Source organism: Streptococcus sp. 23.2 (assembly GCF_016648665.1).
Taxonomy (GTDB): domain Bacteria; phylum Bacillota; class Bacilli; order Lactobacillales; family Streptococcaceae; genus Streptococcus; species Streptococcus salivarius_E.
Window position 1 is genome coordinate 75,608 of record NZ_JACLQJ010000010.1, and the last position, 14,754, is coordinate 90,361.

General features: G+C 40.2%; 11 protein-coding genes and 1 riboswitch. Of the genes, 3 read left to right on the forward strand and 8 right to left on the reverse strand.

What is annotated here, in order from left to right:
• Positions 1-34: 34 nt before the first annotated feature.
• A complete protein-coding gene (gene pcrA, locus H7T98_RS06685; protein ID WP_201061540.1) occupies positions 35-2,344 on the reverse strand; it encodes a DNA helicase PcrA in 2,310 nt (769 codons plus the stop codon).
• 305 nt (positions 2,345-2,649) lie between these two features.
• Positions 2,650-2,756: riboswitch (glycine riboswitch) on the forward strand.
• A 96-nt stretch (positions 2,757-2,852) separates the two neighbouring features.
• Here pcrA and H7T98_RS06690 point away from each other — a divergent pair.
• From H7T98_RS06690 to H7T98_RS06700, 3 genes are all read left to right on the forward strand, one after another.
• A complete protein-coding gene (locus H7T98_RS06690) occupies positions 2,853-4,196 on the forward strand; it encodes an alanine/glycine:cation symporter family protein (protein ID WP_110981408.1) in 1,344 nt (447 codons plus the stop codon).
• A 127-nt stretch (positions 4,197-4,323) separates the two neighbouring features.
• Positions 4,324-5,694, forward strand: coding sequence for a tRNA uridine-5-carboxymethylaminomethyl(34) synthesis GTPase MnmE (gene mnmE, locus H7T98_RS06695; RefSeq protein ID WP_110981409.1), 1,371 nt, complete (start codon positions 4,324-4,326; stop codon positions 5,692-5,694).
• Positions 5,695-5,837: 143 nt separating this feature from the next.
• Complete coding sequence (locus H7T98_RS06700) at positions 5,838-6,779, forward strand: AraC family transcriptional regulator (protein ID WP_110981532.1); 942 nt, start codon at positions 5,838-5,840, stop codon at positions 6,777-6,779.
• A 36-nt stretch (positions 6,780-6,815) separates the two neighbouring features.
• On the opposite strand, the gene nt5e is transcribed toward H7T98_RS06700, so the two are convergent.
• The 7 genes from nt5e to H7T98_RS06735 all read right to left on the reverse strand — a co-directional run.
• Positions 6,816-9,062, reverse strand: a complete 2,247-nt coding sequence (nt5e, locus tag H7T98_RS06705; protein WP_110981410.1) for a cell surface ecto-5'-nucleotidase Nt5e — start codon at positions 9,060-9,062, stop codon at positions 6,816-6,818.
• Positions 9,063-9,172: 110 nt separating this feature from the next.
• Positions 9,173-9,826 (reverse strand): amino acid ABC transporter permease, encoded by a 654-nt coding sequence (locus tag H7T98_RS06710; RefSeq protein ID WP_002890981.1) that lies wholly within the window; start codon positions 9,824-9,826, stop codon positions 9,173-9,175.
• Positions 9,827-9,884: 58 nt separating this feature from the next.
• A complete protein-coding gene (locus tag H7T98_RS06715; RefSeq protein WP_073689311.1) occupies positions 9,885-10,733 on the reverse strand; it encodes a transporter substrate-binding domain-containing protein in 849 nt (282 codons plus the stop codon).
• A 105-nt stretch (positions 10,734-10,838) separates the two neighbouring features.
• Positions 10,839-12,290, reverse strand: coding sequence for an amidase (locus tag H7T98_RS06720; RefSeq protein WP_201061542.1), 1,452 nt, complete (start codon positions 12,288-12,290; stop codon positions 10,839-10,841).
• Positions 12,291-12,373: 83 nt separating this feature from the next.
• Positions 12,374-13,003, reverse strand: a complete 630-nt coding sequence (gene pyrE, locus H7T98_RS06725) for an orotate phosphoribosyltransferase (RefSeq protein ID WP_004182503.1) — start codon at positions 13,001-13,003, stop codon at positions 12,374-12,376.
• Between the two features lie 87 nt (positions 13,004-13,090).
• The gene (gene pyrF, locus H7T98_RS06730) at positions 13,091-13,786 is read right to left on the reverse strand and encodes an orotidine-5'-phosphate decarboxylase (protein ID WP_070839112.1); all 696 of its coding nucleotides are present in this window, start codon (positions 13,784-13,786) and stop codon (positions 13,091-13,093) included.
• A gap of 245 nt (positions 13,787-14,031) precedes the next feature.
• Positions 14,032-14,754, reverse strand: a 723-nt coding sequence (locus tag H7T98_RS06735) for a HEPN domain-containing protein (protein WP_398578498.1), incomplete at its 5' end; no start/stop codon positions are given.

Here is a 14,754-nt window from a genome sequence, read left to right on the forward strand (position 1 = left end):
GGAGAGCTTATAAAAAGGACCTTTCGGTCCCTTTCTATTTCTTCACAATAGGTGCTACGCTTGCCAAGACTTTTTTAAGTCCAACTTCTGGGAATTTTATCTTAAGTTCCTGTGTCTTGCCACTTCCAGTTACTTCTAGGACGGTACCATCTCCCCACTTCTTGTGGTGAGCGATATCTCCGATTTCCCAATCAGTAGCTGAGTTGCCTGAGTCTGAAGCCTTACCAAAAGGTAGTCCCCCAGTGGCTTTTGAAAATGGCTGAGCACCAGTATGTCTTTGCGGCTGTGCATTTGCTTTTCTGGTCTGAAGCGCTTGTTGTAAACTCATGCCCTGACCAAATTGTGTAGGCTCTTCCTTTGTAAAACGAACACCAAATGATGAATTGGCTGGACGTGCTAGACCTTGATATTGTAATAAATCATCTGAAATTTCACGTAAGAAACGGCTAGGACGATTATAGCTAGTCTTACCAAAAAGCGTACGCGTATTAGCGTTGGTAAGGAAAAGAATCTCTTCCGCCCGAGTGATACCTACGTAAGCCAAACGACGCTCTTCTTCGAGTTCATCTGGCTCTTCTGAGGCACGTGACAAAGGGAACACTCCCTCTTCCATACCAATTAGGAAGACAACTGGGAATTCAAGCCCTTTGGCAGCATGGAGAGTCATCAAGGTTACCTCTGCTGCTTCCATATCACCATCGTCCGTATCAGCAATTAAAGCTAAATCGTTTAAGAAACGGCCTAAACGGTCAATTCCTGTCTCGTCTTCCGTACCATCGGTGTTGGTTTCGTCAAAATTCTTAGTAACAGACATGAATTCTTCGATATTTTCAATGCGCGCTTGACTTTCAAGTGTTTGTTGCATCGAAAGAGCATCCAGATAACCAGACTTATCCAAAACAGCCTCTACAGCTTCAGTGATGCTTAGTCCATCTAGCTGATCACGTAGGTTCAGAATCATGTTAGCAAAATCGTAAACGCCCTGAGCTGCTTTCCCCTTAATCAGTGATAACATAATATTAGCTGAAGCATCTAGGAGACTCATGTTTTGCTCATAGGCAAAGGTACGAATCTTTTCTAGTGTCCCAGGTCCAACTCCACGTTTAGGTTCATTAACGACACGTTCAAAGCTAATATTATCAGCAGGATTGGCAATTAAGTTCAAGTAAGAAATGGCATCACGAATTTCTTTACGGCTATAGAACTTGGTTCCTCCAACCATGGTATAAGGAATATTAGACTTGAGTAAAGCTTCTTCAATGGTACGAGACTGAGCATTGGTACGGTAAAGTACAGCGAAATCCTTGAAGTTCTTACCTTCTTCACGAATAATGTTATCAATAGTTGAAGCAACAAAAACAGCTTCATCACGCTCGTCATTAGCACGGTAATAAACAATTTGTTCACCGTCATCATTTTGAGTCCAAAGTTTCTTAGGACGGCGGTTACGGTTGTTCTTGATAACTTCGTTGGCTGCTTGGAGAATTTTCTTAGTTGAACGGTAGTTTTCCTCCAAGAGGACAACCTTAGCTTCAGGATAGTCCTTCTCAAAATCAAGGATGTTCTGCATGTCAGCCCCACGCCAACCGTAGATTGATTGGTCAGCATCACCCACGACACAGATATTCTTGAAGCGAGATGCTAAGAGTTTTACCAACTGATACTGAGCATGGTTGGTATCTTGATATTCATCCACGTGAATATACTGATAACGCTGCTGATAATAAGCGAGCACATCGGGATTTTTGTCAAAGAGACGCAGAGTCATCATAATCAAATCGTCGAAATCCATGGCTTCACTACGACGGAGCTCTTCCTGATAGGCTTTGTAACATTTAGCAACGATTTGAGTATACATGTCACCAGCTTGGTGCTCATAAGCCACTTCATCCAAGAGGTCATTTTTTGCGTTGGAAATCGTCCCTAAGATGGCACGTTCATTCCACTTCTTAGGATCAAGATTAAGATTCTTGAGAATACGTTTCATCAAAGTACGTTGTTCACCAGGATCCACGATAGTAAAGTTTCGATTGTAGCCAATATGGTCCGCTTCACGACGAAGGATTCGCACGCACATACTATGGAAGGTCGCAATCAAGGTTTCTGAAGTTGCTGGGTTTAAAGCCATAGCACGCTCACGCATCTCACGAGCTGCCTTATTGGTAAAGGTAATGGCCAAAATATTCCAAGGATTGATCATTTTTTCGTCAATAAGGTAGGCAATGCGGTGGGTAAGTACACGTGTCTTCCCTGATCCTGCACCAGCCATAATCAACAAAGGACCTTCAGTCGTTTGGACGGCTTCGGCCTGTTTGTCATTCATACCAGTTAATAATGGGTTCATCATATTCTCCATTCTCAAAAATAAGCTCTACTATTTTATCATTTTTTGGATGAAAATGCAGTCTCTATTCATAATGAGTGTGAAATAACTTTAGCAAATAATCGTTTGTTTTTATTGGGAGGTTGTTTGATAAAAATGATTGTTATTCCAAGCTTTTCTAGATTTTGGTGAAAGGGATTCTTAAGTATAATATTCGGTTTTTTATAGTTTTGATAAAAATTAGTGTTGACACTGTTCGGTTTTTTAGATAATATAGAACCACAATAAAATAAAAACCGAGTGATGTCATCAGGAAGACTGGTGATTGACGGACTTCTGGAGAGATCTTGAAGCAGCCTTAGCTGTAAACAAGACACCGAAGGGGCAAGGGGTAACAACCGAAACTCTCAGGTAAAAGGACAGAAAGCATCGCAAGTTTTTTTACTTGTAGTAATAGCTTTGTATTCTCAGAGGTCTGGTTAAGCCAAACCTCTTTTTGACGTCTCGGTTAAAGGAGATTGTTACATTCATGTTAGACTTTTTTACTACCATTGATGATTTTGTCTGGGGTCCACCCCTTTTGGTCCTTCTTGTAGGAACTGGGATTTACCTTACGCTTCGTCTTGGACTTTTGCAAGTTCTTCGTCTTCCTAAAGCTTTTAAACTTATCTTTGCTGAAGATAAAGGGGAAGGTGATATTTCTAGTTTTGCAGCCCTTGCGACAGCTCTTGCTGCAACTGTTGGTACAGGTAACATTGTTGGGGTAGCTACAGCCATCAAAACTGGTGGACCTGGTGCCCTTTTCTGGATGTGGATTGCCGCTTTCTTTGGTATGGCAACCAAATATTCCGAAGGTCTTTTGGCTATTAAATTCCGTACACTTGACGACCAAGGTAATGTTTCTGGTGGTCCAATGTATTACATCACACATGGTTTCTCTGGGAAATGGCAAACAATTGCTAAACCTTTGGCCTACTTCTTTGCCTTTGCAGGTGTCCTAGTTGCATGGTTGGGGATTGGTACTTTCTCTCAAGTTAACTCAATCACCGCCTCACTTCAAAACAGCTTTGACTGGTCACCAAAAATCGTAAGTATCTTACTTGCTCTTATAACTGCTGCCATCATTTTTGGTGGTATCCAATCTATCTCTAAAGTTTCTGAAAAGGTCGTACCATTTATGGCTGGACTTTATATCCTAGCAGCTCTTGTGGTTATCTTTACAAACTTTAATCAACTTTTACCAGTTCTTGAAATGGTCTTCCAATCTGCCTTTACTGGGAAAGCAGCCGTAGGTGGTTTTGCTGGTGCAACAGTCATGGTCGCTATGCGACTTGGTATTGCGCGTGGTGTCTTCTCAAATGAGTCAGGTCTTGGATCTGCTCCTATCGCCGCTGCTGCAGCTAAGACCGAAGAACCTGTTGAACAAGGTTTGATTTCAATGACAGGTACTTTCATTGATACGATTATCATCTGTACGCTTACAGGTCTTGCTATCCTTGTAACTGGTCAATGGTCAGGTAGCCTAGAAGGTGCCCCAATGACACAAGCCGCCTTCTCTTCTGTTTTTGGTACATTTGGTGAAATTGCCTTAACACTTTCTTTGGTTCTCTTTGCCTTTACAACAATCTTGGGTTGGTCTTACTACGGTGAACGTTGTTTCGAATTCATTTTCAAATCAACTAAATTCCTTCCACTCTACCGCCTCATTTTTGTGGTTATGGTTGCTCTTGGTGGTTACCTCACACTTGATGTTGTTTGGAAAATTGCAGATATCGTAAACGGCTTGATGGCATTGCCTAACTTGATTGCCCTCCTAGTCCTTTCACCAATCATCATTAAAGAAACCAAATCATACTTTGAACGCCACAAATAAACAAAAAGAGCTCAGGCTCTTTTTTCTTGTCTTTATCAGCACCAATCCTTGCGACTACTGCTCTTTTGCGTTACAATGAAATTAAATCATTTTTAAACTTATACAGAAAAAATCCAAAGGAATAACTATGTCAATTACCAAAGAATTTGATACGATTACTGCCATTTCAACGCCCTTAGGTGAAGGTGCTATCGGTATCGTTCGCTTATCTGGAACCGATGCTATTGCTATTGCTAATAAAGTTTTCAAAGGAAAAAATCTAGAAACGGTTGCTTCACATACTATCAATTACGGCCATATTGTCGAAAATGAGGAAACCATTGATGAAGTCATGGTAAGTGTTATGCGTGCGCCAAAGACCTTTACGCGTGAGGATGTCGTGGAGATCAACACTCACGGTGGGGTTGCTGTGACTAATGAAATCCTCCAACTCCTTATTCGTTCTGGAGCTCGTATGGCTGAACCTGGAGAATTTACCAAACGTGCCTTTTTGAATGGTCGTGTGGACTTGACTCAGGCTGAAGCTGTCATGGATTTGATTCGTGCTAAGACTGATAAGGCTATGGCCGTTGCCGTCTCTCAACTTGATGGGGCGCTCAAGGATCTCATTAACAACACTCGCCAAGAAATCCTTAACACCTTGGCTCAAGTCGAAGTGAATATTGATTACCCAGAATATGATGATGTTGAAGAAGTTACCACAGCTCTTGTCCGTGAAAAAACGCAAGAGTTCCAAGCACTTTTAGAAAATCTTCTTGCCACTGCTAAACGAGGAAAAATCCTACGAGAAGGCCTTTCAACGGCAATCATTGGTCGTCCAAATGTCGGAAAATCTAGTCTTCTTAACAATCTCCTACGCGAGGAGAAAGCTATCGTAACAGATATTGAAGGTACCACCCGTGATGTCATTGAAGAATACGTTAATATCAAGGGTGTTCCACTTAAGTTAATCGATACCGCTGGTATTCGAGACACAGATGATGTGGTTGAAAAGATTGGTGTTGAGCGTTCCAAGAAAGCTCTCGAAGAGGCTGACCTGGTTCTCCTTGTGCTTAATAGCTCCGAACCGTTAACAGAGCAAGACCGTACATTATTAGAAATCAGTCAAAATAGCAATCGCATCATTCTTCTAAATAAGACAGACCTACCACAAGCAATCCAAATGGAAGAGCTTCCCGAAGATGTTATTCCAATTTCAGTCCTCAAGAATGAAAATATTGACAAAATCGAAGATTGCATCAATCAGCTCTTCTTTGATAATGCTGGCCTAGTGGAGAAAGATGCTACTTATCTCTCAAATGCCCGTCACATTTCACTCATTGAAAAAGCTCTCGAAAGTCTTGAAGCAGTCAATCAAGGTCTTGAATTAGGCATGCCTGTTGACCTCTTACAGGTTGATATGACACGCACCTGGGAAGTTTTAGGAGAAATTACTGGTGACGCCGCCCCAGATGAACTCATTACACAACTCTTTAGTCAGTTCTGTCTAGGAAAATAAACATAACTAAATTTATGTAAAAAGGATGCTTAGTCATCTTTTTATTTTACATACATAAATACAGAAATAAAATTATGTAAATCAAAAAACTACCAATACTATAAGACGATTGACTCATGCTTTTTAAGAAAGAAAATGCTATCATGGTATTATCCTATGATTTTGAAAGGTTAATCATGAGTCAAGCTGCTACTGATACTGATTTTAAACATTTGATAGATTTTGATGATAATCTGTTTCCGTTTCGACTGGAGGAAACTATGGTCGAAAATGGACGCCCTGATATTCTATTTCATTGGCATCCTGAGCTTGAGATTCAGTACGTTTATGAGGGGACAGCTCGCTATCATATTGATTATGACTATTTTGACAGTCAGGCTGGAGATATTTTTTTGATATGTCCTAATGAGCTTCATTCGATTCATCCCATAGATAATCAGTCTCATCATACTGATACCCTTCATTTTCATTTGGATATGTTGGGACAGTCTCTGGTGGATCTGCTTAGTCTCCGTTATCTTCAGCCCTTACAGAATTCCAATTTTAAGTTTAAACAATGTCTAAGACCATCAGACGAGGGGTATACGGAAATTAAAGCACTTCTCTTCGAGATTTTTAAGATGATTCGTCAGAAAGATCGTCACTATGAACTTCTTCTCAAGTCAAAGTTGGAAGAATTAATCTACCTTTTCTACTTCTATCGTTTGGTAAAGCGAAAAACTTCTGATGATCATTATCGAAAAAATGATAAAATTCGTGAAATCATTGATTACATCAATCAACATTATGCTGAAAATCTCACGATTGAAAAGTTGTCAGAGCTCATGGGATATAGTAAGACACATTTTATGACAATTTTTAAACAACATACTGGCACCTCTTGTACTGAATTTATCATTCAAGCAAGACTACATGCTGCTTGTGAGGAGCTCCGTAATAGCGTAAAACCAGTTTTGGAAATTGCTACTGATGTTGGTTTTAACAATTTATCAAATTTCAACCGTCAATTTAAACACTATTACGACCAAACACCAAGTCAGTATCGAAAAACACATAGCAACAAGAAGAAAACAAAAAAGAGTTAGCCAAATGGTTAACTCTAATTTTTATCTGAAAACTTCTTAGTATTTTTCTTTACCTTTGTGTTTTCCACTAAGTCCAAAGAGAGTTAGCAACATACCAAGTCCGAGGAGTCCAGCGTGTGAGGCCTTATCACCTGTTGTAGGAAGAACTTCAGTTTGAGCAGAAGCTTCTGCCACTTTTTCTGTTTCTTTAAGTGCTTCGTTTCTTGTTGAAACGAAGAATACTTTACCATTAGGTGTCGTTACTACTTTAGATACAACTGGTTTAGTTGTTTTAAGGTCTTCAGCAACGCTAGATGGCGTAACAGGACTCAATGGATTAAGTGTAGGGTCTTCTGCATTTTCTTTTTTGTTCAAGGCAGCAAAATCAGCACTTGAAATAGAAATGGTACGTGAGTTTGGATTGATAACTGCATACTTAGATAGGTCTGCATGTGTCAAGTAATCCGCAAAGACGGTATCCATTGAAGGACCTTCTTCACGAGGACCACCAAGCATTGTGTAGCCATCACCACCAGCAGCTAAGAAGTCATTCGTTACAAGGTAGTAATTTTCATTAGTGTTGAGTGGTTTATAGCTACCAGTTTCTGGATCAAAAATGTCAATTGATAAGATACGTTTTTCTGCTGGAAGTGTTGTGTCATAATAAACACGAGCTCCTGATACTTGAAGGAAACCGCCAGATGGTTCAAGAAGAGGTTGACCATTTTCATCTAGAACAGTTTTACCACTTTCGTCAACTTGGAGAATAGAACCAAGAGATTTGACAAACATATCATGGATATTTTGACCTGTCACTTGGATTTGAGCAACTGAGTTACCAAATGGAAGAACGGCAATGATATCACCTTTAGTGATTGGTTTGTCTTTGGCAATTGTTTCACGAAGACCACCACCGTTTGTTACGGCAAGGTTAGACTTGTGTGTGAAGGCTGATTGTCCGTAATCTAAGAGAGCATCAGCGACAACATTACCAAGGTTAGTTTCGCGAACACGAACGTTCATACGGTCACCGCTAAGTTTAACTGGACTATTTTCGATAACTACTTTCGAAGAATCTGCCTTGTACTTAGCTTGGATGTCATCAATCATAGTTTTAACTGTTGGGTTAACTTTATAATTCTTCTTAGCTTCGTCGTGTGAAATCACGCCATGTGACAAGACACGGTCAGAATTATAAACGACGCGGCCGACATTGTTAAGGTAGCTACCAGTTTGGTTGTAAGTGACATTATCGCCGTATGTCGCTGTGTGAAGAGTGTGTGAGTGACCATCAAGGACAAGAACACGTTTTCCTTTCAAAGGTGCATAGTTTGAAAGAGCTTCTGCCAATGTTGATCCACGCCATTCAACTGGAGTTGTTGTATCTATACCCAAGTGACTAAGGACAATATAAGTCTTGTATTCCTTACCTTCAGCACGAGCATTTGATTCCACTTGGTCAACAACAGCTTTAACCTCAGTAATAGGATCGGTGAAAGAGACACCAGTGATATTACGTGGGTGTGTCTTAGTAGCTGTCTCAGGTGTAGTAACACCAATAACAACTACTTCATCTCCATCAACACCAGGTGTTTTGTCAATGATTGTAGATGGTTGGAAAAGACGTACGCCGTCCACATAAACGTTAGATGTGATGATTGGGAAATTGATTTGTTTGCTCAAACGACGCAATTGGTCAAGACCAAAGTCGAACTCATGGTTACCCACTGTCATGGCATCAAAACCAACAGCATTCATGACGCTTGCCATGTCCTCCCCCTTAGAGCTGTTTGAGATTGGAAGACCTTGGAATGAGTCCCCTGAGTCAAAGACAAGGGTTGTTCCTTTTGAACGAGAATCATTGACGATACCAGACAAAAGGGCATCACCAATAACTCCGTTACGATCATCTTCAACCATACGACCATGAACATCGTTGGTGTGAAGAACAGTTACAGTGTCGTTGCTGGCACTTGTGCTAGCATTTGTCACGACTTCTGTTGTAGGAGTTGCGGCTGCAGTTGCTGTTTCACTGGCTGTGGCAACTGGTGTCTCGCTTGTTTCAGCTGTTAAAGCAGTAACAACTGATGTTGAACTAGCTACTGGAGCTGCAGACTCGCTTGTTGCAGTTGTTGCTGCAGTAGATGTCGCATTGGTAGTTGCCTCTGTAGCTACTACTTCAGTGCTTGGTGCTGTTACAGCTGCATGAGCTTCTACCTCGTCAGCTTGGACAGCATTAGCCAAGATAGCAGTTGAGACGAGTAGGGTTGATAGTGTCGTTGCAACGACTGTTTTCTTCTTCATTCCAAAAGACCTTTCTGATTTTTAAATCGCTTTTATTATACCACATTTATAAGATTAGAATTAAATAAATTTCAATATTTTATTAGATATTCAAATAATTTTTTCAAAAATCAATAGGTAGCTAAACGTTTTTCAAGATAGCCTTCAAGCAGTTCTAAAGTAAAGCTCAAAGTCCAGTAAATAAGGGCGATTAGGATATACATAGACATGTAGTCATACTCACGCCCACCGATAATCTTAGCATTTTGGAAAATGTCAGGCACTGTAATCATAGCAGCCAATGAGGAACTCTTAACCATATCAATAATAACATTACCAAGAGGGGCTACTGCTATACGCATAGCCTGAGGTAAGATAATCCGACGGATAATAGACTTCTGAGGAAGACCAAGAGAGCGAGCTGCTTCCCACTGCCCCTTATCTACGGCAACTATGGATGAACGGAAAATCTCTGCCATATAAGCGGCACTAACACAGGAGAAGCCAATAAAGGCACAAAGAAGGGCAGGTAGCTGAACACCAACATAAGGCAAACCAAAGTAAAGAATGAAGAGCACGACCAACATAGGAACCCCACGCATGATGGAAATATAAATGCGGGCTGGATACTTTAACCAAGGCTTTTGAGACATTCGCATAAAGGCAAGGATGATAGCAAAAACATTCCCAACCATAAAGCTTAAAAGCGAGATTCCTAAGGTATAAGGTAGACCTGATAGGACATAAGGAATGCTTTTTAGAATCAGTGAAAAATCAATAATCATAAGTCTAACTTTCTAAACATTTCTTTAGCAAATAAGCGATCCAATTGGATCGCTTATATTATTCAACATCAGAGATATCAATCTCAGTATAGTCAACTTTTGTTTTCTTTGTAACGTCTTGACCAGCAAAGAATTTCTCTGAAATCTTGGTAAGGGTACCATCTTTCTTCATGTCTTTGATGGCTTTGTTGACCTTTTCTTGAAGGGTTTTATTCTTCAATGAGAAAGTAAAGCTTGTTGAGTAAGGGTTACTGTAGATACCGTCGTTGATCTTAACTGGGTACTTGTCTTTGATAGCGGCTACTGCCATCTTTTGCAAATAGTAATCGTTGACGATAACGTCTGTACGCCCATTTATCAAGTCCTGCATGTAAACGTCATTGGTAACATTATCATATACGACGAGTTCAGCACCCATTTTTTTGGCAATCTTCATGTACTTTGTACTTGCAGCACCGGCTGCCTTTTTGCCTTTGAGATCCTTCCATGAAGAGATTCCTGAATTATCCGATTCACGAACGACCATTGAAGTGAAGGAATACTTGTATGGTTCAGAACGTAAGAATTTTTTAACATTCTTGTTGTCGTCTTCGAGTGAGTAGTTAGCGATATCGACTTGTCCACTATTTACAGCAGTAAGCATGCCATCTACACCCATCTCAGTGAAGTCAATTTTCAACTTAAGACGTTTTCCAACTTCTTTGAGAATCTCAACGTCATAACCAGTCAAATTATTCTTATCATCGTGGTAGGTTTGTGGGTACAGTGTTCCAGCAGTCGCAACCTTGATGCTACCACGTTTCTCAATCTTTTCCCAGTTCTTCTCACCTGTACTTTGTGACGAGCAGGCAACCAAAAAGACCGCAGCCAAAATTAAGCTAAAAACGGCGAAAAATCTCTTTTTCATCTATGTGTGTCTCCTTGAATAATTAAGTTAAGTTAAAAAACTTATAATCTAAGCCTACACTATTTGAAAGGGTTTTACAAAATATTGAACTGAAAATAATAATGCTCAGCTAAAAACCGAACCTTCTTCCATTTGTTGGGCCAAGTGTAAGAGGAGGCCTTCTCTTCCCTTGGCGGCTGTCAGTTGAACACCAAGGGACAGCCCTTGCCCATCACGATAGACAGGTAAAGAAATCGATGGTTGTCCCGTCAGGTTAGCTTGTTGGGTGAAAGGCGTCCAATCTAAACTATCCGCAAACATATCCCAAATAAGTTCTTGTTGCTTTGGCCAATCAAACTCAGACATATGCTTGAGTTGATTTTGTAGGCTTTGAGAGAGTGCAAACTGTCCGTGTTTAGGTGCCACATCCGCAACTGTAGGAGTCAGAAGAATATCGTAAGACTCATGAAAATTCGTCATCTGATGGCTATACTGGTCCCACTGAGTTAGGACTTTAGAGTAAACTTTGGCAGGAATCTTTTGGCCAGATTGGAAAATAGCCCAAGTCATTAACTCCATATCTTCAAGCGTTATCTGACGTCCCAAACCAGCCTCTATACCATCAAACATGGCAGCCGTCTCTACACTATTCATGATGTAGTAAGACTGCATAGCTTCAATCCCATTCAAGGGCTGATGGGTGATTTCATGGACATAATGTCCTAGACTTTCTAATGCTCTAGCAGCCTTTTTTGTCGCCGCAATAGCAGATTCTGATACCTTACCACCAATAGGAGAGACAGTAGAAAAAGCAATCTTCAGAGGTTGAACTGGTTTTCCTAAAGAATCTTTGTCAAGTTTAGGCAAGATAAAGGGACTTTCCATCTGACACGTCTGCATATGATAAAGCAAGCGTTTTGTATCTCGAACAGACTTAGTCAAAGCAAACTGGACAGAGGCTCCCTGCCATCCACGAAACGAACCAGGACCGACAGGAATTCGTCCTCTGGTAGGCTTGAGACCGATTAGGCCGTTAAAGGAAGCTGGAATGCGAATAGAGCCCCCACCGTCACTAGCTGGAGCCAAAAGAGAAATGCCAGAACTTACAAGAGCAGCCGCTCCACCACTTGAGCCACCAGCATTACGCCTCACATCATCAGGTAGATTGACAGGACCATGAATCTGAGCATCACTGATATTTTTGAAGCCAAACTCAGGAGTGCTAGAACGTCCTAAGATAATAAAGCCCAATTCCTCAAGTTTCTTAACATAATTATCCGTTTCCTTAGCCCGATAACTTGTAAATAGGCGAGAACCTGCAGTTGACGGCTCACCAGCTTGCTCCTGCCCCAAATCCTTTAGGAAAATTGGAACTCCAGCAAAAGGCCTTTCTGAAAAGTCTCTAGTTTCTGCTTCTTTCAATGCTTTTTCGTAGCGTTGACTGACGATAGCATTGATTTTAGGATTCGTCCTCTCTGCTTCACGAATGGTAGCCTCCACTAGTTCTCGGGGACTGACCGTCTTATTTTGCACGGCTTCAGCCATTGCCGTTGCATCTGACCACTCATTAATTGTCATCTTATACTCTCCCTGCTTATCTTTTCCTAAATTATACTAAAAAAAGCGAAACGCCTAAAACGTTCCGCCTTAAATCTTGATAATTAGTCTTGCCAAGTCTCTTGATTTTCTTTGAATTTCTTCAAAAGTTGAAGTCCATCTGCTGTGATGTAGCCTTGAACTTTAGCGACTTTGATCAACTCAGTGTAGTTTGAAAGAGTAACCAATTTCACACCAGCATCCGCAAAGTTTTTCTCAGCTTTTGGCAATTCGTAAGTGAAGATAGCCACAACACCGATAACATCAGCCCCTTCACGCTCTGCAGCTGCTACAGCATCAAGTACTGAACCACCAGTTGAAATCAAGTCTTCAACAACAACCATTTTTTCGCCTTTAACCACACGACCTTCGATTTGGTTACCAGCACCGTGATCTTTTGGTTTGCTACGGATGTAGGCAAATGGAAGGTTCATCTTGTCAGCGATAATCGCACCATGAGGAATACCAGCAGTTGCAGTACCTGCAATCACTTCTACTTCAGGGAATTCTTCCTTAATCTTTTCCACAAAACCATTTTCAATAAGTGTACGAGTTTCTGGATAAGACAATGTAATACGGTTGTCTGTGTAGATTGGTGATTTGATTCCTGATGCCCATGTAAATGGTTCTTCGGGTTTAAGGTAAACAGCCTTGATATCGAGCAAGTCAGATGCGATTTGTGATGCTAATGTCATAATTATTATCCTCCGTAAAGCGTTTTCTATTCTTTATTATAACCTAATTCCATCTATTTTCCTATGAAATAAGGTCTTTTTGAAAATTTATTGACCGTTCCATTGGGCCTTGATGTCGTGATAAGCTGCTACTGGATCGTCAGCTTGTGTAATTGGACGACCAACAACAATGTAATCTGAACCAATTTGACGGGCATCGGCAGGTGTCATAACACGTTTTTGGTCACCAACTGCTGCTCCTGCTGGACGAATACCAGGTGTCAAACAAACGAAATCTTCATTTGTTGCTTCTTTGATTTTTGCTACTTCATGTGCTGAGCAGACAACACCATCAAGACCTGCTTCAGCAGTCTTTTTAGCATAATGAACCACAGATTCTTGAAGTGTGGTTTGGATATTTTGGAAATCACGCATCTGCTCTTCAGAGGTAGAGGTCAACTGTGTTACAGCAATCAAGATTGGACCATCTCCCAAGCCTTCACGCGCAGCCTTCATCATTTCCACACCACCAGCCGCATGCACATTAGTCATATCAACGCCAAGGTTAGACAAGACACGCATGGCTGATTTCACAGTATTTGGAATATCGTGAAGCTTAAGGTCAAGGAAAACACTATGGCCAAGCTCTTTAACGTAGCGTACAATCTCAGGCCCAGCAGCATAGTAGAGTTCCATACCAATCTTCACATAGAGCTTTTCATCAGCAGGAAACTTAGTAAGGAAAGCCTTCACATCCTCAAAGGTCGGGAAATCAAGGGCAATAACAGGACGATTTTCTCTCATTTCTTATATCCTTTCACACAAAAAACCTCCGCCAGTCAGCGAAGGTTGCACGAAAATAGGGCAGTCCCTACCCTTTAGTGATGCCGTAGCATCTCAGTACACCTTTCTCGCCTCTCTGGACTCGATTAAAGGTTCAGTTCAATTTGTTCCATTATAGCGCTTTTATGAGGGAATGTCAAAGGGGGTATCTTTAATCTCTATCCTGTAGTACATTAATGAAATTTTTAAAACTTATTTCAAAGTCTTTAGAAACCTATATATTCATATTTCATTCTTAATTCTTGGTAGATATAATATCTTAAAACTTCTCGAAGAAGCAATGTTGTTTCGTACATCTCACTGATATCTGTTATCAATTTTGGATATTTATCCTTCGAATCACCGTGAGTATAATAATTGCGTGTTTGAGTTAATTTTTTTATCAGCAATTCTCTCTCTACATTTGAAAAAATTTTAGACTGATTAAGCTCATCTATTGAATCAAATAAATTTTTCAACCGTTCAGAAAGACTTGGTTCTTTCTTATTAAATTTCAATCTATTTCTAAACTTACCTCTAACCTCCTCTAAGAGATTTGTATTTATAAAATTGAGCAAACATCGTTTTTGTTCTTCTTCAATATCAGATAAACGTTGCGGTATTTTAAAATTCTTAAAATTTCTTGAATATACTTCTAGATTTCTGATTGCATCAACCAACTGATTTTCCAAGAATAAGTTACCATGAAGATTTTTTGAAAATTGTTTAACTATAAAATCAAGTTCCTCAGATTTATCAAACCAATGATTTAAAATAGCTTCAAAATTATTCTCTAATCTCTTTAAAGAGATATCTTGCTGAGAATTTGATTTCCATTTTTTAGACTTTCTAGCATGTTGCACAAAGAATTTTCCTTTTGTCAGTGGCAAACGTTTATCATCTACCATTTTATAATCAACTAGAAATTCAATATTAGTAAAAGACAAAGG